The following is a 19,260-nucleotide window of genomic DNA, read 5'->3' as shown; positions in this document are numbered from 1 at the left end:
CCCCGAAGCTCACTTCCTGGGTTTAAAACGCAGCAGCCGGTTGGCGTTGCTGACTACGGTAATCGACGACAGCGCCATCGCCGCGCCCGCCACCACCGGGCTGAGCAGCGTGCCGGTCAGCGGGTAGAGCACGCCGGCGGCGATCGGAATGCCCAGCGTATTGTAGATAAAGGCGCCGAACAGGTTCTGCTTCATGTTGCGCAGCGTGGCCTTCGACAGCTCGACCGCATCCGCCACCCCGTGCAGGCTATGACGCATCAGGGTGATGGCGGCGGTCTCGATGGCGATGTCGCTGCCGCCGCCCATCGCGATGCCCACGTCGGCCTGCGCCAGCGCCGGGGCGTCGTTGATGCCGTCGCCAACCATCGCCACGCGTTGCCCCTGCGCCTGCAGCTGTTTGATCGCCGCCGCTTTGCCGTCCGGCAGCACGCCGGCAATCACCCGATCGATACCGGCCTCTTTGGCGATGGCGTTGGCGGTCACCGGGTTGTCGCCGGTCAGCATCACCAGCTGATATCCCTGCTGGTGCAGGCGCTGCAGCGCCGCGATGCTGTCCTCGCGCAGCGGATCGCGAATGGCGAACAGCGCGGCCGGTTTACCGTCAACGGCCAGCAGCACCGGCGTCACGCCGCGTTCGGCCTGGGCGCGCATCGGCGCCTCCAGTTCGTCGGCCGCGACCTGATGCTGTTTCAGCAGCGCGGCGTTGCCCAGCAGCACCTGCACGCCGTCGATCTCCCCGCTGACGCCGGCGCCGCGCAGGGTGCGGAACTGCGCCACCTGCGGCAGCGTTTGCCCGGCGGCGCGTTCCATGATGGCGCGCGCCAGCGGGTGATTGGAGCCTTGTTCCAGCGCTGCGGCCCAGCCGAGCGCCTGCTGTTCGCTGACCTGATTGAAGGTCAGGATCTCCACCACCTGCGGTTTCCCTTCCGTCAGGGTGCCGGTTTTATCGAACACCAGGGTATCCAACTGGCTGGCCTGCTGCAGGGCGTCGGCGTCGCGCACCAGCACGCCGAATTCCGCCGCGCGGCCCACGCCGGAGATGATCGACATCGGCGTCGCCAATCCCAACGCACATGGGCAGGCGATGATCAGCACCGTGGTGGCGATCACCAGCGTATAGACCAACTGCGGCTGCGGACCAAAGAAGTACCACACCGCCGCGCTGAACAGGGCGATAGCCACCACCGCCGGCACAAACACCGCCGAGACGCGGTCGGCCAGTTGGCCGATCGCCGGTTTACTGCTCTGCGCCTGACGCACCAGTTTGATGATGCGCGCCAGCGTGGTTTGGCTGCCGATGGCGGCGGCGCGGAACAGCACGCTGCCGTCGTCGACCACCGTCCCGGCATGCACCGTGTCGCCAGGGCCTTTTTGCTGCGGCACCGCTTCGCCGGTCAGCATCGCTTCATCCAGCCAGACTTCGCCCTGCACGATTTCACCGTCGACCGGCACGCGATCGCCGGTGGTCAGCCGCAGCGTCATGCCGAGCTGCACCTCCGCCAGCGGAATATCGCGCTCGCCGTCGTCAGTCACCAGCCGCGCGGTAGGCGGCGTCAGATCGAGCAGCCGCTCCAGCGCCTGCGAAGAACGCTGGCGGGCGCGCTGTTCCAGCGCATGGCCGAGGTTGATCAAACCGATGATCATCGCGCTGGCCTCGTAATAGAGGTGGCGCGCCGCCATCGGGAAGAAATCGGGCCAAATGTTGACGGCGATCGAATAGAGCCAGGCGGCGCCGGTGCCGAGCGCCACCAGGGTGTCCATGGTGGCGCTGCCGTTCATCAACGCGCGCCAGGCATTGCGGTAGAAGTGCCCACCGGCGAACACCATCACCGCCAGGGTGATGACGCCGACCAGCAGCCAGGGGCGCTGGGTTTCCGGCGTCAGCATCATGCTGCCGCCGAACAGCCCCCAGGCCATCAGCGGAATACCCAACGCCAGCCCCAGCGCCGCCTGCCAGCTAAAGCGCTTCATGTTGGCGCGTGTGGTCTGTTGCTGACGTTCGCGGCGTTCGGTTTCGTCCTGAATCATCTCGGCGCCGTAGCCGGCTTTTTCCACCGCCGCCACCAGCGCCTGCGCATCGGCGGCGCCGGTCACCAGCGCGCTGCGCTCCGCCAAATTGACGCGCGCATGCTCCACGCCGGGAACGCTTTGCAGCGCCTGCTGCACCTTATTGACGCAGCTGGCGCAGGTCATGCCGCTGAGCAGCAGCTGTACGCTGTCGCCCGCGCTGTCGGTTGCCGGAAGAGAAGGTTGCGCCGCTGGCTGAACGTCCGGCAACGAAGGTGTTGCGTCAGTCAACGGCTCAGTTTTTGGGACGACGGCGCCCGCCACGCTGGCGTGATAACCGGCATGTTCCACCGCGGCGATCAGCGCCTGCGGATCGGCATCGCCGTACACTTTCGCGTTGTCTATCTCGACCTCGGCGGCGAACACGCCCGGCACCGCTTCCAGCGCCTTGCGGGTGCTGCCGACGCAGTGCATGCAGCTCAGGCCGCTCAACTGCAGTTCGGTGTCGGCGCGCGGCGCGACTTCTGCCTGATAGCCGGCGGCGATCACGCTGTCGATCAATGCGCTGTCCGACGCTTCGCCGGTCACTTTGGCGTAATGGACGTTAACCTCCGCCTGTTCGACATCGCTGCGGCTTTCCAGGGCTTTTTTCACCCGCTGCGCGCAGTTCATGCAGGACAATCCCTGCAATGCCAGCATAGTGGTGTGTGACATGATTGAACTCCTTGCGTAGAGGCGGTGTTTAAAGGTTGACCGCCTGACCTGTTTTCACTAAGAATGGAGCTTAAACCTTCCAGCAAGGGTAAGGTCAAGGAGGGAAAATGAATATTAGCGACGTCGCGAAAAAAACCGGTTTAACCAGCAAGACGATTCGTTTTTACGAAGAGAAAGCGTTGATTACCGCCCCGATTCGCAGCGACAACGGTTACCGCCACTATTCCGCCAAGCATGTCGAAGAGCTGACGCTGCTGCGTCAGGCGCGGCAGGTGGGCTTCAACCTGGACGAGTGCCGCGAGCTGGTAGCGTTGTTCAACGATCCGGCCCGCCACAGCGCCGACGTGAAGGCGCGCACGCTGCAGAAGGTGGCGGAGATCGAAAAGCACATCAGCGAGCTGGGGAACATGCGCCAGCGTCTGCTCACGCTGGCGGAACAATGCCCGGGCGACGAGGGGGCGGAGTGCCCCATCATCAATAACCTGGCGGGGTGTTGTCATCAGGTGACTGCGGCCAAATAATTCGGACAGCGAGTTGTCCACCTGCGTGTGGCACAACCCGTTGTTTTGGTGCAATGAAGGGCCGAACTTTAAAGTCTTTGTGTCGATTGAGACGCACAGACTTCAAAGAGGTGGTTCTATGACGAGCAGTTCTGACAGCGTTGCCGCGCTTACCGTTATCCCTAGTTTTGAAGCTCTAAGAGCCTATGTACCTGCGCAGACTGGCGTGAGGGTTAGACTTAACGCGTGGAAGGAAGGTGGGATATATGGTGGCGGAGATTTTATTTCTGTCGCTGGTGTGAAAGTTGATGATGGTGGTCACGTCGCGCAAACAACCGGGTTCTATTGGGAAAGGATCGCCGGCTCGGTTAATCTTTATGATTATGGGATAGAAACTACGAATAGGACGACATCAAGTTATGTTGATGTCACCGGAAGCTTACAGGCGGCTATAAACAAAGCGATTGAAAAAAAATGCGCTTTGGTGAGCGAGTTTCCTAAAGCTGGATCTTATGCACAAGTAGGGTTATTTATTTCATCCTCTATCAATATCACCGGGTTGACTTCTCTATCCGGTGCTCTCCACTTATTTATTAAGTCGTCTTCTTTATTCCAAAGACTGATCTTGGGTTGAGACTTCCCTGGGTCGTCATTAACCAGAATGGGCAGTATGACGGAAAAGGTTTAGTGTATGGAACAACCCAAGGTAATCAGGATCTGGATACCATCACTATTTACAATATGGATGGCTACACGGGTAAAGCGATTAATGGCCAACTGCATACGCTTTCAGGTTCCAGAGTTCAATTTCTCTCTTCAATGCACATGAATGGTGCAGGCGTCTATTTTGCTTCTACGTTTGATAACGTATTTAATGACGTCAGGGCGCTGTTCTGTGGCAATGAGATGATGTTCGGTATCGACTTTACCAGTTATCCCGCTGCAACCGGATCGGCGTTTGATGAATCTAACGCCAATACGATCCACTCTTTAATGGCTCATGACTGTAGAGAGAAAGCTTGGCGAGTATCAGGTTCAAAAAATTGGCTGGCAAAAGTTCATGAAGAAGGCACGTTAGTCACTAAGGCAACTGTTGAAACCCCCAACTCTGCCGAAAAAAGAAATGGATATGGCTATATGAATAGCTACTTTTCTTCCGTAGGTGGCGGTGCCGGCGTGATTAATATCTATGCCTCTACAAATAGTACGGTTGAGCATGTTCATACTTTCGGTGCAACGGCAACTGCTGTCGGGAATCTTTCGTCAACGGCGAATGTTTCAATTATACCTGGTGATCCCGCTCCGAATGGGGGGGCTATAGGGACAGTCTTTGCCAAAGACATTGTAGTTATGGCTAATGCCCGCGTCAATTTAGACTCTGTTAGAACGGTAGGTGGAGTAGATATTCGTGACGATAACTCATCCGTATCCAGAGGCAATATTGCGGGTAACCTACAGCTCTCTTCTGCCGCCAAGATTTTAAATAGTTACATCGGTGGCGATGTGATTTCTACGTCGATGCCCAGACTCACTAATTGCGACCTGCAAAAGAGCTTTACCGGCGGCGGGAGTCTGCAAAATACGAAAGTCGTTGGCAATGTAACAACGGTCGATGCGCTGCGGTTGGTTCTGGTTGATGTTTCTTTAGCAACGCTGATGGTTACCGGGAAAGGCGTTTTGTTGGATGTTCAAGGGGGCAACTTTAACCGAATGACCTTTGCCGATGGAGTTACGGGTAGATGGATAATCTTTCCGTCGCCTAGGGTGAATGTGACGGTGGATAATTGGATACCTCCAACATTTGCCGCGGGCCACGGATTATTCACCATCAACCCGCTTTCGAACAAGATTTACACGGTTCGAAACGGCATGTGGGTGGATTATAAGGCGTAAAATACCAGCTCTGCTGGCAGGATGAGTGAGCCGGGTGTGGGCTAGCCCGGCTCACTTGTTAACGCGATGAAGAAGGCAGGGCGCGGATCACCAGCGTCACGCCTTCCACCGCCACCACTTCCACTTCGGTGCCGGCGGGCAGATCTTCCGCCGCCTGCGCGCGCCAGCTGCTGTCGCCGATATTGATGCGCCCCATGCCGTTGTGCATCGGCTCCGTCAGCGTGGCGCGGGTGCCGATCAGCTGACGGTTGCGCTGGTTGAGCACCGGCGAACCGCCGGATGCGGCCGCCGGGCGGCGACGCAGCCAGTACCACCACAGATAGGCGACGACGACGGTCAGGACGGCGAAGATCACGCCTTGCCATTCCCAGGAAAGCGGTGGCAGCAGCCAGATCAAGGCGCCGACCAACAGCGCCGCCACGCCGCTCCACAGCAGGTAGCCGCCGGCGCCGAGCATTTCCGCCGCCAGCAGCACGCCCCCGAGAGAGAGCCAGAACCACAGCGGATTCGCCGCGATCAGTTCGAACATGATTATTTGCCTTTGCTTTCTTTCAGCAGTTCGGTAATGCCGCCGATCGAGCCGAGCAGGCTGCTGGCGTCCAGCGGCATCATCACCACCTTGCTGTTGTTGGAGGAACCGATCTTCTGCAGCGCGTCGGTGTATTTCTGCGCCACGAAGTAGTTCACCGCCTGAATGTTGCCGCTGGCGATGGCGTCGGACACCAGCTGGGTGGCGCGCGCCTCGGCCTCGGCGGCGCGTTCACGCGCTTCCGCCTGCAGGAACGCCGACTGACGTTCGCCCTCGGCCTTCAGGATCTGCGATTGCTTCTCCCCTTCGGCGCGCAGAATGGCCGCCTGACGCACCCCCTCCGCCTCCAGGATGTCGGCGCGCTTGGTGCGCTCGGCCTTCATCTGGGCGTTCATCGAGGCGATCAGTTCCGCCGGCGGCCGCACGTCGCGGATCTCGATACGGGTGATTTTCACCCCCCAAGGATTGGTCGCTTCATCGACGATGTGCAGCAGGCGGCTGTTGATGCTGTCACGCTGCGACAGCATTTCGTCGAGCTCCATTGAGCCGAGCACGGTGCGGAAGTTGGTCATGGTCAGGTTGACGATCGCCTGTTCGAGGTTGCTGACCTCGTAGGCGGCGCGCGCCGGATCGACCACCTGGATAAAGCACACCGCGTCGATGGCGACGTTGGCGTTATCGCGGGAAATCACCTCTTGGGAAGGGATGTCCAGCACCTGCTCCATCATGTTGATTTTGCGGCCGATGCGGTCCATGAACGGCACCACCAGGTTCAGGCCCGGCATCAGCGTTTTGGTGTAGCGGCCGAAGCGTTCTACCGTCCATTGGAACCCCTGCGGCACAATTTTGACGCCGGCGAACACCACAATCAGCGCGACGACGATCACGATGGGAATAAAAGTAAGCATGCAAACCTCCTGTCAGACATATGTAAACAGATATTACGTCAGCGCCGGAAAAATGCCTACTGATACCGCGACTTAATCCAGGGCGCCGACCAAACCCGCGATCAGCGGATCCCGCGTCTGGAACAGAGTGTTGTCACGACAAGTGTGGCACAGCTGAAAAATAAGTATGCCAAAACGGCATGATTTCAATAATTTTTATTCATTTCATGATGTTGCTCGCCTTGGCTAGAGTAAAAACACCCCCGTATTTACCGTCAAAAATTTGTCATTTTTATTTGCGACTATGCTTTTTGAAATGACATTTCGGCCAAGGATTGTTATGGATTCGCTCAGTGTTGATGAACTCGCCCAGAAGAACGATCGCTGGTATCGCATTGTAGAGGAGATGCTGGCGGAAGCCGGCGTCGCCATCAATGGCCCGCGCGCCTGGGATATTCGGGTGCACAACCCGGCGCTGTTCAAACGCATTTTGCAGGAAGGCTCGCTTGGCTTCGGCGAAAGCTATATGGACGGCTGGTGGGAGTGCGAACGGCTGGACATGCTGTTCACCCGCATTCTGCAGGCCGGCGTCGATGAACGGCTGCCGAAAAGCCTGAGCGACATCGCGCGCATCGCCTATGCCCGGCTGTTCAATCGCCAATCGCGCAAGCGTGCCTGGCAGGTGGGCAAAGAACACTACGACATCGGCAACGACCTGTTCCGGGCGATGCTCGATCCTTATATGCAATACTCCTGCGGCTACTGGAAAGAGGCGCAGACGCTGGAGCAGGCGCAGCAGGCCAAGCTCAGGATGATCTGCGAAAAACTGCAGTTGAAACCGGGCATGACGCTGCTGGATATCGGCTGCGGCTGGGGCGGATTGGCGCAGTTTGCGGCGCAAAACTACGGCGTCTCGGTGCACGGCGTGACCATTTCGGCCGAGCAGCAGAAGCTGGCGCAGGAACGCTGCGCCGGGCTGGACGTCGAGATCTTGCTGCAGGATTACCGCGATCTGGATCGTCAGTTTGATCGCATCGTGTCGGTCGGCATGTTCGAGCACGTCGGGCCGAAAAACTACGAGACCTACTTCAGCGTCGCGGCGCGCAACCTGAAGCCCGACGGTCTGTTCCTGCTGCACACCATCGGTTCCAATCAGACCGATCTCAACGTCGACGCCTGGATAGACAAATACATCTTCCCCAACGGCTGCCTGCCTTCGGTGCGGCATATCGCCGAGGCCAGCGAAGGGCGTTTCGTGATGGAGGATTGGCACAACTTTGGCGCCGATTACGATCGCACGCTGATGGCCTGGCTGGAGAATTTCAAACGGGCATGGCCGGATCTGATGGGCGGTTATTCCGAGCGCTTCGAACGCATGTTCACCTATTACCTGAACGCCTGCGCCGGCGCGTTCCGATCGCGCAACATTCAGCTGTGGCAGGTGTTGTTCAGCCCGGCGGGCGTGGAGGGCGGGGTGCGGGTCTATCGCTAATCCCCGTCATATTTCAAGCTGGCTGCACGTTCGAGCCCTGGTCACTTAGTTATCTAAGCTCCCAGGGCTTCTCACATTTGCCGCCTGGATGCAGCTTCAAGTATGACGGATATCAGTACAGCAGGGAGTACAGCTGGCGGCGATATTTAGCGGCCAGCGCGTCGCCGGTGCCGAGCGCGGCCAGAATGTCCATCAGGGTTTTGCGCGCGCTGCCGTTGGCGGCGGCCAGATCTTTCTTCAGATGCCCCATCAGCAGTTCCAGCGCTTCTTCGTTACGCCCGACCTGATGCAGTTGCAGCGCCAGCTGCACCGCCAGTTCGACGTTGTCCGGCTGCTGCTGCACCTGCTGTTGCAGCTGTTGGATTTCCGGCGTGTCCGCCGCCTGCTTCAACAGTTCAATCTGCGCCACCAGGCCCTGATAGCGGGTATCGCGATCCTGCAGCGGGATGGTCGCCAGCACCGCTTCGGCGTCTTCGCTGCGGTTGAGCGCGATCTGAGTTTCGGCCAGCGTCAGGCCGATGTCGCTGCGCTGTTGGCTGCTCTGCCAGGCGTCTTTCAGCAGCGGCAGCGCTTCGGCGGCGTTGCCGGCGGCCAGCAGCTCCTGCGCCTGCGCCAGTTTCAAATCTTCTTCCTTCGGCAGGAAACGCTGCAGCAAGTCGCGGATCGCTTCTTCCGGCTGCGGGCCCTGGAAGCCGTCGACCGGCTGACCGTCTTTGAACAGGTAGACCGTCGGAATGGAACGCAGCCCGAATTGTGAGGCGATCATCTGTTCGGCGTCGCAGTCCACCTTGGCCAGAATGAACTGACCGGCGTATTCCGCCGCCAGCTTGTCCAGCACCGGCGTGAGCTGCAGGCAGTGTTGGCTGCGCTCGGACCAGAAGTAGAACAGCACCGGTGTGGACATCGATTGTTCCAGCGTCTGGTGCAGGTTAGTTTCGTTAATATCAACAACAGCTTGAGCTAGCATCTTTTTTCTCTCTGATCGTGCGGAGCCATGGGGTGTAGATGGGGGCGCGCCGCCATTCTTCAACCCCGTCGGGCGAATTAAGCGTTGCTGCGCAGCAGCCAATCCAGACAGCGGCCCGGCAAAATGCGGCGCAGCACGCTCATCGCGTGCGCCAGCAGGGTGACCGGATAGCGCAGTTTGGCGCGCGGGCTTTCCAGCGCGTGGCGCAGTTTGGGCAGAATGGCCTCCGGCGGCAGCGTCAGGCGCTTGGCGATGCCGGGATTGTGCACCGGTTTGTCGCTCTGCGCCTGATTGACGTTCTGGCTAAAGTGGGTAGAGATCGGCCCTGGTTCGATCAGGCTGACCTGAATGCCGCTGCCGTGCAGCTCCATGCGCAGTGCGTCCGACCAGGCTTCCAGCGCGAACTTGCTGGCGGCGTAGGCGCCGCGCCCGGCGCTGGAGACCAGGCCCATCACCGAACTGGTCTGAATGATCCGCCCTTCGCCGTGCGGCAACATCGCCGGCAACAGCAGCTGGGTCAGTTGGTGGGTGCCGAACAGGTTGGTGGCGAACTGCCGTTCCAGCTGGCTGCGCGAAATGCGGCTGAGCGGGCCGTAAACGCCGAAACCGCCGTTATTGAACAGGCCGTACAGGCGGCCGTCGGTCAGCGCGATCACCTCGGCGGCGGCGCGCTCGACGCTGGCGCTGTCGTCCAGATCCAGCTCGATGCCTTCCAGCCCGAGCTGGCGCATGTTTTCCACGTCCTGCGGCTTGCGGCAGGCGGCCAGCACCCGGTAGCCGCGGTTGCGCAGATCCTGCGCCGCAATCAAGCCAATCCCGCTGGAACAGCCGGTTATCAATACCGCTTTTTGCATAACTTTACCTAGTGTACGACCCTAATTTAGTGAGACTCATGCTTTACTAGAGGCTCCAGGCGCTCCGCCATCCAGGTGGCGATAAACGGCTGGGCGTCCCCATTGGGGTGCAATCCGTCATCCTGCATCCATTCCGGCTTCACCACCACCTGTTCCATATAGAACGGCAGCAGCGGAATGTTGAACTGCTTGGCCAGCGCCGGGTAGACGGCGCCGAACGCTTCAGTATAGCGGCGGCCGTAGTTCGGCGGGATGAGGATCTGCATCAGCAGCGGCTGCGCGCCGGCCTGCTGCACCAACGTGATGATTTGGCCGAGATCGCGCTGTACGTCCTGCGCCGGGAAGCCGCGCAGGCCGTCGTTGGCGCCCAGCTCGATCAGCACCCAGCGCGGCTGATGGTGTTTCAGCAGCGCGGGCAGACGCGCCAGCCCCTGCGCGGCGGTGTCGCCGCTGATGCTGGCGTTAACCAGCTGCGGCGCGCCCGGTTTTTTCTGCCACTGTTCGGCCAACAGCGTCGGCCACGCCCGCTCGATCGGCAGGCGGTAACCGGCGCTTAAACTGTCGCCTAAAATCAACAAGGTATCGGCGGCGGCAGCGCGTAAACTGAATAATCCCAACAGCAAAAGGAAGGGAAGATGCCAGCGGAAAACGTTCTTGAAGTTCATCATCTTAGTAAACACGTTGGTCAGGGTGAGCATCAGCTCACCATCCTTACCGGAGTCGAGCTGCTTGTCAAACCCGCGCAGACGATCGCCCTGATCGGCGAATCCGGATCGGGGAAATCGACCTTGCTGGGCATTTTGGCCGGGCTGGATGACGGCAGCGAAGGCGAGGTGAGTTTGCTCGGCGAGTCGCTGACCGCGCTGGACGAAGAGGGGCGCGCCGCGCTGCGTGCCAGGGACGTCGGCTTCGTGTTTCAGTCGTTCATGCTGGTGCCGACGCTGAACGCGCTGGAGAACGTGCAACTGCCGGCGCTGTTGCGCGGCGAGAGCGACAGACAGAGCCGCGAGCAGGCGGTGCAGCTGCTCGAGCAGTTGGGGCTGGGGAAACGGCTCGATCACCTGCCGGCGCAGCTGTCCGGCGGCGAGCAGCAGCGCGTGGCGCTGGCGCGCGCCTTCAGCGGCCGACCGCGGGTGCTGTTCGCCGATGAACCGACCGGCAACCTCGATCGTCAGACCGGCGATCGCATCGCCGACCTGCTGTTTTCCCTCAACCGCGATTTTGACACCACCCTGATCCTGGTGACCCATGACGAAACCCTGGCGGCGCGCTGCCAGCGGCGGCTGCGGCTGCGCGAAGGCAAGCTGTGGGAGGAAGCATGATCTGGCGCTGGTTCTGGCGCGAATGGCGCTCGCCGTCGCTGCTGATCGTGTGGCTGGCGCTGACGCTCTCCGTCGCCTGCGTGCTGGCACTGGGCAGCATCAGCGATCGCATGGACAAAGGGCTCAGCCAGCAGAGCCGCGATTTTATCGCCGGCGATCGGGTGCTGCGCAGCGCGCATCCGGTGCCGGAAGGCTGGCTGCTGGACGCGCAGCAACAGGGGCTGAAGGTGAGCCGTCAGCTGTCGTTCACCACCATGACCTATGCCGGCGATCGGCCGCAGCTGGCGGACGTGAAAGCCACCGATTTGGCCTATCCGCTGTACGGCAAGCTGGAAACGCGCCCGGCCAACATCCAGCCTGAACCGGGCAGCGTGCTGGTGGCGCCGCGTTTGCTGGCGCTGCTGAACGTGAAAGTGGGGGATTCGCTGGAGGTGGGCGATACCACGCTGCGCATCGCCGGTGAAATTATTCAGGAGCCGGACGCCGGTTTCAATCCGTTCCAGACCGCGCCGCGCATCATGATCAACCTGGCGGACGTCGATAAGACCGGCGCAGTGCAGCCGGGCAGCCGCCTGACCTACCGCTACATGTTCGCCGGCGCCGAGCCGGATATTCAGCGTTACGAAGAACGGCTGACGCCGCAGTTGACGCCGGATCAGCGCTGGTTCGGGCTGCAGGAGTCCGGTAGCGCGCTGGGCAAGTCGCTGCAGCGCTCCCAACAGTTCCTGCTGTTGTCGGCCCTGCTGACGCTGCTGTTGTCGATCGCCGCCGTGGCGGTGGCGATGAGCCACTATTGCCGCAGCCGCTACGATCTGATCGCGGTGCTGAAAACCCTTGGCGCCGGGCGCGGCGCGCTGCGCAAATTGATCGTCGGCCAGTGGCTGGCGGTGATGGCGCTGGCGGCGGTGTGCGGCGGGGCGATCGGGCTGGCGTTCGAGGCGCTGTTGATTCGCCTGCTGAAGCCGGTGTTGCCGGCCGCGTTGCCCGCCGCCGGCGTCTGGCCGTGGCTGTGGGCGCTCGGCGCGCTGGTACTGATTTCGCTGCTGGTCGGGTTGCGGCCGTATCGCCAGTTGCTGGCCACCCAGCCGCTGCGGGTGCTGCGTCGCGATGTGGCGGCCAACGTCTGGCCGCTGCGCTACTTCCTGCCGGTGACGGCGGCGATCGTGGTCGCGCTGTTGGTGTTGCTGATGGGAGCCAGCACGTTGCTGTGGGCGATCCTGGCGGGCATGGCGGTGCTGGCGCTGCTGCTGGGCGGTATAGGGTGGGGCAGCCTGCTGCTGCTACGCCGCATCACGCTCAAGAGCCTGGCGCTGCGGCTGGCGGTCAACCGCCTGCTGCATCAGCCGTGGGTGACCATCAGCCAGTTGGCGGCGTTCTCGCTGTCGTTCATGCTGCTGGCGCTGCTGTTGGTGCTGCGCGGCGATCTGCTCGAACGCTGGCAGCAACAGCTGCCGCCGGACAGCCCGAACTATTTCCTGCTCAACATGACCGAGGCGCAGGTGCCGCAGGTGAAAACCTTCCTGCAGCAGCACCAGATCAAACCGGAAACCTATTACCCGATCGTCCGGGTGCGCCTGACCGAGATAAACCAGCAGGTGGCGACCGAACGGGTGCATGAAGACGATCCGGGCGGCGAGGCGGTGAACCGTGAGCTGAACCTGACCTGGCTGGCCGAACTGCCGGATCACAATCCGCTGGTGGCGGGCAATTGGCCGCCGAAAAGCGGCGAAGTCTCGATGGATGAAGGCATCGCCGGGCGGCTGAAGATCAAGCTGGGCGACACGCTGACCTTCAGCGGCGATACCCAGGCGTTCAGCGCCAAAGTCACCAGCCTGCGCCAGGTGGATTGGGAAAGCCTGAAGCCGAACTTTTACTTTATCTTCCCGCCGGGCGCGCTGGACGGCCAGCCGCAGACCTGGCTCACCAGCTTCCGCTACGACGGCGACGGCCGGATGCTGACCCAGCTCAACCGCCAGTTCCCAACGCTCAGCCTGCTGGACATCGGCGCGATCCTGATACAGGTCGGCGGCGTGCTGCAACAGGTCAGCCGCGCGCTGGAGGTGATGGTGGTGCTGGTGGTGCTGTGCGGCGGCCTGCTGCTGCTGGCGCAGGTGCAGGTCGGCATGCGTCAGCGGCGGCAGGAGCTGGTGGTCTATCGCACGCTGGGCGCCGGTAAACGGCTGCTGCGCCGCACGCTGTGGTGCGAGTTTGCCCTGCTGGGGCTGGTGGCGGGCATCGCGGCGGCGGTGGGGGCCGAAGCGGCGCTGTGGCTGCTGCAAAGCCGGGTGTTCGACTTCCCGTGGACGCCGACGCCGGTGCTGTGGTGGGCGCTGCCGCTGGCCAGCGCGCTGCTGCTGTCGCTGTGCGGCGGCTGGCTGGGCGTGCGCTTGCTGCGCGGCCGGGCGCTATTCCGCAGTTACGAGGGGTGATAGTCAGGTTGTGAAGGGATAGAAATAGTGGGTTCAGGATGTTGAACCCACTATTTTTTCGTCGGTAATGGGCATTATTTATTTGTGATTATTGAACGGAAATTTTGAGTTAAATTTAACCTATCATTATGATAGCCGGCGCACACTTCCAAATTTTTTATTAACTGGTATGGTTTAATTGATTCAGTTTTGGCTGACTTTTAATGTCTTTGTCATATTTCCTCCATATTGTATTGATTTTCTGAATCTGTAATTTAACTCTTAATGAGGATGGGGTTAACCCTCTTCTGGCACTGTATTGTCATTAAAAAGGATAATGTAATGATAAATAGCTATGTGACCAATGATTATAAATTCCGTTTTGCCAGAAAAACGCTGTACATTGCTTTGACATCGTTTCTTTTAAGTTCTTCGGTGACGGCGGAAACGCTGACCAGAGATAATGGTGCACCGGTAGGCGATAACCAAAATTCGCAAACAGCAGGCTCTAATGGGCCGGTATTATTGCAGGATGTTCAGCTGCTGCAAAAATTACAACGCTTTGATCGTGAACGTATCCCAGAACGGGTCGTGCATGCACGGGGGACCGGTGCTTTTGGCGTGTTCACGCCAACCGCTGATATTTCCGATCTTACCGTCGCTGAAGTGTTTAAAATGGGCTCGACGACGCCGGTATTCGTGCGTTTTTCCAGCGTGGTGCATGGCAATCACTCGCCGGAAACATTGCGCGATCCGCATGGCTTTGCTACCAAATTTTATACTGCGCAGGGAAATTGGGATTTGGTGGGTAATAACTTCCCAACGTTCTTCATTCGCGACGCCATAAAATTCCCGGATATGGTACATGCGTTTAAACCGGATCCACGCACCAATCTTGACGATGACTCGCGACGCTTCGACTTTTTCTCCCATGTACCGGAAGCGACCCGGACCTTAACGCTGTTGTATTCAAATGAAGGAACTCCCGCCTCGTATAGAAATATGGATGGCAACGGCGTTCATGCTTATAAATTCGTTAATGGCAACGGAGATATTCATTATGTGAAGTTCCACTGGAAAACGTTGCAAGGGATCAAAAATCTCGATCCCGCTCAGGTCGAAGCTGTACAGGGTAAAGATTACAGTCATCTGACACAGGATTTGGTAACGGCAATCAATCGGGGCGACTACCCGAAATGGGATCTTTATATCCAGGTATTAAAGCCCGAGGAGCTGAAAAATTTCGATTTCGACCCGCTTGATGCAACCAAGATATGGCCGGGCGTTCCTGAGCGTAAAATCGGCCAGATGGTGTTGAACAGGAATCCAAACAACGTCTTCCAGCAAACGGAGCAAGTCGCCATGGCGCCGTCGAACCTGGTGCCGGGGATTGAACCGTCGGAAGATAAGCTCTTGCAGGGGAGGCTATTCGCTTATGCGGACACTCAAATGTATCGTCTTGGCGCGAACGGTTTAAGTTTGCCGATCAACCAGCCGAGGGTCGCGGTCAATAACGGCAACCAGGACGGTAACTTGAATTATGGCGATACCCAGGATTTAGGCGTGAATTATCAGCCGAGCCGACGTTATCCGCGAGAAGAGTTGGCATCCGCACGATACAGCAGCGCGCCGCTCAGTGGTGTGACGACGCAAAGCAAAATCCAGCGTGAGCAGAACTTCCGGCAGGCTGGGGAACTTTATCGGTCCTATAGCGCAAAAGAGAAGGATGACCTGGTGAACAGTCTCGGGACGTCACTGGCATCGGCCGATGTGGAAAGTAAAAATATTATGCTTTCCTACTTTTATAAAGCCGATAAGGATTACGGATCGCGCTTGGCCGCGGTTGCTAAAGGTGATTTGGCCGAGGTGAAAAAACTGGCGGACAAGTTGTCGGACTGATAAGACGACCTTCGAGCGCCCGGTTAATAGGCTCACCGGGCGTTCATGTAAAGAGGTGAAAATGTTTATCATCAAAAAGGCCATTTTATTCTGGCTGAGTGCCGTACTGTTTTTTTCATGGCCTGCACATGCCAGCGAGACTGATCCGACGCTTTCACAACTCAATCATTATCTCTGGGAGGGAGCCAGAAAGGGCGACATTGCAGTGATTAACACCCTAATCGATGGCGGATTTAATCTCGATACCGCCGATGAGAAGGGGTACACGGCCATCATTCTGGCGGCCTACCATGGCCATGATGATGTGGTGCAAGCCCTGCTTGCGGCCGGGGCAGATCCCTGCCTGCGCGACAAGCGTGGAAATAGCGCCTTGATGGGCGCGGTATTCAAAGGCGAGTTAACCGTGGCTCGCCGCTTGATCCGCGCTGATTGCAATGTCAATCAACGCAATCAGGCAGGACAAACCGCGGCAATGTACGCTGCTTTGTTCCAACGGAAAGAGTTGCTGCGTGAGTTAAGCAATAAAGGTGCTGACATGAAACTGGTCGATGATGCGGGTAACAATGTTGAAGCGTTGTCGAAGGGAACGATCAGGACAAGCCGCTAGGCTGTGATATTAAAAATCAGGGTTCACGGGGTTGAACCCTGATTGTTATTGGGTGTTTAAGCCAGCTTCTGCTGTGCCCAGGCCAGCCCGCTTTGGTACTCGCCCGGCAGCAGCGGCGCCAGCGCCTGCAGCGCCTGGCACAGATCGGCGGCGCTCGGGTCGTTCAGATTGAGGTGGCCGACCTTGCGGCCCGGGCGCACCTCTTTCTCATACCAGTGCAGATGCACCAGCGGCAGCGACAGCCACTGTTCGTTGACGGCGGTGCCGATCAGGTTGACCATCACCGACGGCGTACTGACCACCGGCTGCGGCAGCGGCAGGCCGAGGATAGCGCGCAGATGCAGTTCGAACTGGCTGATGGACGCGCCGTTTTGTGTCCAGTGGCCGCTGTTGTGCACGCGCGGCGCCAGTTCGTTGATCAACAACCGATCGCCGACGATAAAGCACTCCATCGCCATCACGCCGACGTAGTTCAGCTCGTTCAGGATCGCCGCCAGCATCTGCTCGGCCTGTTGCTGCAGCGCCGGATTGGGCTGCGGCAGCGCCACGCTGGCGCGCAGGATGCCGTCTTCATGCAGGTTGTGGGTCAGCGGGTAGAACACCGAACGGCCGTCGTGGCCGCGCGCGCCCACCAGCGACACTTCGCCGGAGAAATTGATGCCTTGCTCGACGATGCACTCGCCATAGGCATCGGCCGGCAGTTCGGCTTCCTGCCCCGGACGCAGGCGCCACTGGCCGCGGCCGTCATAGCCGCCGACCCGGCGTTTGACGATCGCCAGCTCGCCCAGCGCAGCGAACACCTGCGGCCATTCGGCGGCGCTCGCCAGCAGCTGCCACGGCGCGGTCGCCAGGCCGAGCTGATCGAGCAGCTGCTTTTGCGTCAGGCGATCCGCCAAACGCGGGAAGATGTCGCGGTTGACGAAGGCGCTGTGAGTCGCCAGTTCGCGCGTCAGCGCGGTTTCCGGCCAGCGTTCAATCTCGGCGGTAATGACGCTGTTCTGATACGGCACCGCCTCAGGTTCGGCATCGATGCCGACAGGGTAGACGGCGATGCCCAGCGGTTCGCCGGCCTGGCGCAGCATGCGCCCCAGCTGACCGTTGCCCAATACGCAAACCGGCTTCATGCGTCCTCCCGCGGATCGGGGTGGTTCAAAACGTCTTCAGTCTGCGCCTGACGCCAGTCCGCCAAACGCTGCGCCAGGGCGGCGTCGTGCAGCGCCAGGATCTGCATCGCCAGCAGCCCGGCGTTGGCGGCGCCGGCTTTGCCTATCGCCAGCGTGCCCACCGGAATGCCGCGCGGCATCTGCACGATGGAATAGAGGCTGTCCACGCCGCTCAGCGCGGCGCTTTGCACCGGCACGCCCAGCACCGGCACCAGCGTTTTCGCCGCCAGCATGCCCGGCAGATGCGCGGCACCGCCGGCGCCGGCGATGATCACGTCAAAGCCGTTGGCGGCAGCCTGCTCGGCGAAGCTGAACAGCTTGTCCGGCGTGCGGTGAGCGGAAACGACTTCGACATGGAAGGGGACATCGAGCTGGGTCAGGACTTCGGCGGCGAACTGCATGGTGGCCCAGTCACTTTTCGATCCCATTACAATTGCGATTTTAGCCCCGGCATTGGCGGCTGAAGCGGCGTTGGCTCCCATGGGTGTAAGGCTCCTGTGATTTGTCTGGCGTCGGCGGAGGGCCGAATGAGGGCGTAGAGCATACCATGAGCGCACGGCGAGGAAAACGGTTGCGTCGTCGGTTTTCACCGGCGAAAGCGCGAATTTTCACCCGCGCGCCAGTGCGGAACTCAGAACGGGAATTGGATCAGCTCGACGGCGTCGGCGCTGACTTTGATCATCGATCCTTCGACGTGCCAGGCGCCCAGCACCGCGCGATGGGCTTCGCCGTTGCTCAACGCCAGCCGATGCACCGCCGGGCGATGGGTATGGCCGTGGATCATCCAGTGCACATCGTGGCGCAGCATCGTTTGCTCGACCGCCTGCGGGTTGACGTCCATGATGGCGTCCGACTTGTACTGGTTGGATTGCTGGCTGCGGGCGCGCATCTTGGCGGCGATCTTCAGTCGCCAGCGCAGCGGCAGCGCCAGGAACAGTTTTTGAATCAGCGGGTTGTGCACTTTACGGCGGAATTGCTGATAGGCTTGATCGTCGGTGCACAGGGTGTCGCCGTGCAGGATCAGGATCCTGCGGCCGTACAGCTCCAGCACTTTTTCTTCCGGCAGCAGCTGCATGCCGCTGGCGCGGGCGAAGCGCTTGCCGAGCAGAAAATCGCGGTTGCCGTGGATGAAATAGCAGGGCACGCCGGCCTGTTGCAGCGCTTTCAGCGCCGCGGCGATCTCCGCGTGCAGCGGCTCGGGATCGTCGTCGCCGATCCAGGCTTCAAACAGGTCGCCGAGGATGTACAGCGCGTCGGCGTGCACCGCTTCACGCCGTAAAAAACGCAGAAAACCGGCAGTGATTGCCGGTTCCTGTGCGCACAAGTGCAGATCTGCGATGAACAGCGTACTCATGCAGCCGCGATTACTCGCTGACGGTCACGCTGTTGATCACCACGTCTTCTACCGGTACGTCCTGGTGCATGCCGCTGCGGCCGGTTTTCACGCCTTTGATCTTGTTGACCACGTCCATGCCTTCAACCACTTCAGCAAACACGCAGTAGCCCCAGCCCTGCACGTTTTCGCCGCGGAAGTTCAGGAAGTCGTTGTCAGCCACGTTGATGAAGAACTGTGCGGTGGCGGAGTGCGGATCGTTGGTGCGCGCCATTGCCAGGGTGCCGATGGTATTTTTCAAACCGTTGTTGGCTTCGTTCTTGATGGCCGCGTTGGTCGCTTTCTGGTTCATGCCCGGCTCGAAACCGCCGCCCTGGATCATGAAGCCGTTGATCACACGGTGGAAGATGGTGTTGTCGTAGAAACCGGCGCGGCAGTAGTTCAGGAAGTTTTCAACGGTAACCGGCGCTTTGTCAGCAAAGGTCTTGATAACGATATCGCCGTGATTGGTGTGGAAAGTAACCATAGTTTTAATCCTAACAAGGTGAAGTGAGACGTCACGTAAAGCGAGTGAACATTCAGACCGCCCTTATAACATATCCGCCCCAGCGAGTCAGCAGCGGCTCAACCGCGCACTGTCTGTGGTAATTGCATTTATGTTATATTATAACAAATGCGCCGGCCG

At 59.8% G+C, this 19,260-nt stretch carries 18 protein-coding genes; 8 read left to right on the top strand and 10 right to left on the bottom strand.

The genetic code is table 11. The features are described 5' to 3' along the window. Positions 1 to 9: 9 nt before the first annotated feature. Positions 10 to 2,721, bottom strand: coding sequence for a copper-exporting P-type ATPase CopA (gene copA, locus J9788_RS13025; protein ID WP_182265006.1), 2,712 nt, complete (start codon positions 2,719 to 2,721; stop codon positions 10 to 12). Between the two features lie 107 nt (positions 2,722 to 2,828). Between copA and cueR the strand changes: the two genes are divergently transcribed. The 3 genes from cueR (at position 2,829) to J9788_RS13010 (ending at position 5,114) form a co-directional block, all read left to right on the top strand. Next, positions 2,829 to 3,242 carry a Cu(I)-responsive transcriptional regulator gene (cueR, locus tag J9788_RS13020; RefSeq protein ID WP_046897486.1) on the top strand — a complete coding sequence of 138 codons (414 nt, stop codon included), beginning with the start codon at positions 2,829 to 2,831 and terminating at the stop codon, positions 3,240 to 3,242. Positions 3,243 to 3,360: 118 nt separating this feature from the next. Further along, the gene (locus J9788_RS13015) at positions 3,361 to 3,855 is read left to right on the top strand and encodes a hypothetical protein (RefSeq protein ID WP_182265005.1); all 495 of its coding nucleotides are present in this window, start codon (positions 3,361 to 3,363) and stop codon (positions 3,853 to 3,855) included. Positions 3,856 to 3,908: 53 nt separating this feature from the next. Next, complete coding sequence (locus J9788_RS13010) at positions 3,909 to 5,114, top strand: hypothetical protein (protein ID WP_182265004.1); 1,206 nt, start codon at positions 3,909 to 3,911, stop codon at positions 5,112 to 5,114. 58 nt (positions 5,115 to 5,172) lie between these two features. Here the strand turns inward: J9788_RS13010 and J9788_RS13005 are convergent, their stop codons facing one another. Both J9788_RS13005 and J9788_RS13000 read right to left on the bottom strand, forming a co-directional pair. Next, positions 5,173 to 5,643 (bottom strand): NfeD family protein, encoded by a 471-nt coding sequence (locus J9788_RS13005; RefSeq protein ID WP_182265003.1) that lies wholly within the window; start codon positions 5,641 to 5,643, stop codon positions 5,173 to 5,175. A 2-nt stretch (positions 5,644 to 5,645) separates the two neighbouring features. Continuing rightward, positions 5,646 to 6,551: an SPFH domain-containing protein gene (locus J9788_RS13000; RefSeq protein ID WP_004940203.1), complete on the bottom strand. Its 906-nt coding sequence runs from the start codon at positions 6,549 to 6,551 to the stop codon at positions 5,646 to 5,648. 319 nt (positions 6,552 to 6,870) lie between these two features. Between J9788_RS13000 and cfa the strand changes: the two genes are divergently transcribed. Further along, positions 6,871 to 8,022 (top strand): cyclopropane fatty acyl phospholipid synthase, encoded by a 1,152-nt coding sequence (gene cfa, locus J9788_RS12995; RefSeq protein WP_033642134.1) that lies wholly within the window; start codon positions 6,871 to 6,873, stop codon positions 8,020 to 8,022. Between the two features lie 112 nt (positions 8,023 to 8,134). On the opposite strand, the gene J9788_RS12990 is transcribed toward cfa, so the two are convergent. From J9788_RS12990 to tesA, 3 genes are all read right to left on the bottom strand, one after another. Next, positions 8,135 to 8,989, bottom strand: a complete 855-nt coding sequence (locus J9788_RS12990; protein WP_182265002.1) for a co-chaperone YbbN — start codon at positions 8,987 to 8,989, stop codon at positions 8,135 to 8,137. A 77-nt stretch (positions 8,990 to 9,066) separates the two neighbouring features. Further along, positions 9,067 to 9,843, bottom strand: a complete 777-nt coding sequence (locus J9788_RS12985; RefSeq protein ID WP_004940195.1) for an SDR family oxidoreductase — start codon at positions 9,841 to 9,843, stop codon at positions 9,067 to 9,069. A gap of 26 nt (positions 9,844 to 9,869) precedes the next feature. Continuing rightward, positions 9,870 to 10,508: a multifunctional acyl-CoA thioesterase I/protease I/lysophospholipase L1 gene (gene tesA, locus J9788_RS12980; RefSeq protein ID WP_182265129.1), complete on the bottom strand. Its 639-nt coding sequence runs from the start codon at positions 10,506 to 10,508 to the stop codon at positions 9,870 to 9,872. Here tesA and ybbA point away from each other — a divergent pair. The 4 genes from ybbA (at position 10,479) to J9788_RS12960 (ending at position 16,079) form a co-directional block, all read left to right on the top strand. After that, a complete protein-coding gene (gene ybbA / locus J9788_RS12975) occupies positions 10,479 to 11,165 on the top strand; it encodes a putative ABC transporter ATP-binding protein YbbA (RefSeq protein ID WP_182265001.1) in 687 nt (228 codons plus the stop codon). The genes tesA and ybbA overlap by 30 nt on opposite strands. Continuing rightward, entirely contained in the window at positions 11,162 to 13,594 is a 2,433-nt protein-coding gene (gene ybbP, locus J9788_RS12970; RefSeq protein WP_182265000.1) for a putative ABC transporter permease subunit YbbP, read from the top strand. The genes ybbA and ybbP overlap by 4 nt, the downstream gene beginning before the upstream one ends. 321 nt (positions 13,595 to 13,915) lie before the next feature. Next, positions 13,916 to 15,472 carry a catalase gene (locus J9788_RS12965; protein ID WP_046897613.1) on the top strand — a complete coding sequence of 519 codons (1,557 nt, stop codon included), beginning with the start codon at positions 13,916 to 13,918 and terminating at the stop codon, positions 15,470 to 15,472. Positions 15,473 to 15,533: 61 nt separating this feature from the next. After that, on the top strand, positions 15,534 to 16,079 hold the full coding sequence (locus J9788_RS12960) for an ankyrin repeat domain-containing protein (RefSeq protein WP_046897481.1): 546 nt from the start codon (positions 15,534 to 15,536) through the stop codon (positions 16,077 to 16,079). Between the two features lie 56 nt (positions 16,080 to 16,135). Here J9788_RS12960 and purK read toward each other — a convergent pair whose 3' ends face one another. The 4 genes from purK to ppiB all read right to left on the bottom strand — a co-directional run bounded on the left by purK (position 16,136) and on the right by ppiB (position 19,101). Further along, entirely contained in the window at positions 16,136 to 17,203 is a 1,068-nt protein-coding gene (purK, locus tag J9788_RS12955) for a 5-(carboxyamino)imidazole ribonucleotide synthase (RefSeq protein WP_046897480.1), read from the bottom strand. Continuing rightward, positions 17,200 to 17,724, bottom strand: coding sequence for a 5-(carboxyamino)imidazole ribonucleotide mutase (gene purE / locus J9788_RS12950; RefSeq protein WP_004940188.1), 525 nt, complete (start codon positions 17,722 to 17,724; stop codon positions 17,200 to 17,202). Before purE ends, purK begins: the two co-directional genes overlap by 4 nt. A 149-nt stretch (positions 17,725 to 17,873) precedes the next feature. Continuing rightward, on the bottom strand, positions 17,874 to 18,596 hold the full coding sequence (locus tag J9788_RS12945) for a UDP-2,3-diacylglucosamine diphosphatase (protein WP_033642139.1): 723 nt from the start codon (positions 18,594 to 18,596) through the stop codon (positions 17,874 to 17,876). A gap of 10 nt (positions 18,597 to 18,606) precedes the next feature. Further along, a complete protein-coding gene (gene ppiB, locus J9788_RS12940) occupies positions 18,607 to 19,101 on the bottom strand; it encodes a peptidylprolyl isomerase B (RefSeq protein WP_016928800.1) in 495 nt (164 codons plus the stop codon). Positions 19,102 to 19,260 lie beyond the last annotated feature (159 nt).

Origin of the sequence: Serratia sp. X10, assembly GCF_017811775.1 — a bacterium.
In the GTDB taxonomy this organism is placed as follows: Bacteria; Pseudomonadota; Gammaproteobacteria; order Enterobacterales; family Enterobacteriaceae; genus Serratia; species Serratia ureilytica.
The sequence above is the reverse complement of the archived record's forward strand: the minus strand, read 5'-3'. Positions and strand labels throughout refer to the sequence as shown.

Coding starts and splice junctions, on each gene's coding strand:
- J9788_RS13005 (WP_182265003.1), bottom strand. CDS start 5,643: ATGTTCGAACTGATCGCGGCGAATCCGCTGTGGTTCTGGCTCTCTCTC.
- cfa (WP_033642134.1), top strand. CDS start 6,871: ATGGATTCGCTCAGTGTTGATGAACTCGCCCAGAAGAACGATCGCTGG.
- J9788_RS12945 (WP_033642139.1), bottom strand. CDS start 18,596: ATGAGTACGCTGTTCATCGCAGATCTGCACTTGTGCGCACAGGAACCG.
- J9788_RS12965 (WP_046897613.1), top strand. CDS start 13,916: ATGATAAATAGCTATGTGACCAATGATTATAAATTCCGTTTTGCCAGA.
- tesA (WP_182265129.1), bottom strand. CDS start 10,508: ATGAACTTCAAGAACGTTTTCCGCTGGCATCTTCCCTTCCTTTTGCTG.
- ybbP (WP_182265000.1), top strand. CDS start 11,162: ATGATCTGGCGCTGGTTCTGGCGCGAATGGCGCTCGCCGTCGCTGCTG.
- purE (WP_004940188.1), bottom strand. CDS start 17,724: ATGGGAGCCAACGCCGCTTCAGCCGCCAATGCCGGGGCTAAAATCGCA.
- copA (WP_182265006.1), bottom strand. CDS start 2,721: ATGTCACACACCACTATGCTGGCATTGCAGGGATTGTCCTGCATGAAC.
- J9788_RS12985 (WP_004940195.1), bottom strand. CDS start 9,843: ATGCAAAAAGCGGTATTGATAACCGGCTGTTCCAGCGGGATTGGCTTG.
- J9788_RS13000 (WP_004940203.1), bottom strand. CDS start 6,551: ATGCTTACTTTTATTCCCATCGTGATCGTCGTCGCGCTGATTGTGGTG.
- purK (WP_046897480.1), bottom strand. CDS start 17,203: ATGAAGCCGGTTTGCGTATTGGGCAACGGTCAGCTGGGGCGCATGCTG.
- J9788_RS13015 (WP_182265005.1), top strand. CDS start 3,361: ATGACGAGCAGTTCTGACAGCGTTGCCGCGCTTACCGTTATCCCTAGT.
- J9788_RS12960 (WP_046897481.1), top strand. CDS start 15,534: ATGTTTATCATCAAAAAGGCCATTTTATTCTGGCTGAGTGCCGTACTG.
- ppiB (WP_016928800.1), bottom strand. CDS start 19,101: ATGGTTACTTTCCACACCAATCACGGCGATATCGTTATCAAGACCTTT.
- J9788_RS12990 (WP_182265002.1), bottom strand. CDS start 8,989: ATGCTAGCTCAAGCTGTTGTTGATATTAACGAAACTAACCTGCACCAG.
- ybbA (WP_182265001.1), top strand. CDS start 10,479: ATGCCAGCGGAAAACGTTCTTGAAGTTCATCATCTTAGTAAACACGTT.
- cueR (WP_046897486.1), top strand. CDS start 2,829: ATGAATATTAGCGACGTCGCGAAAAAAACCGGTTTAACCAGCAAGACG.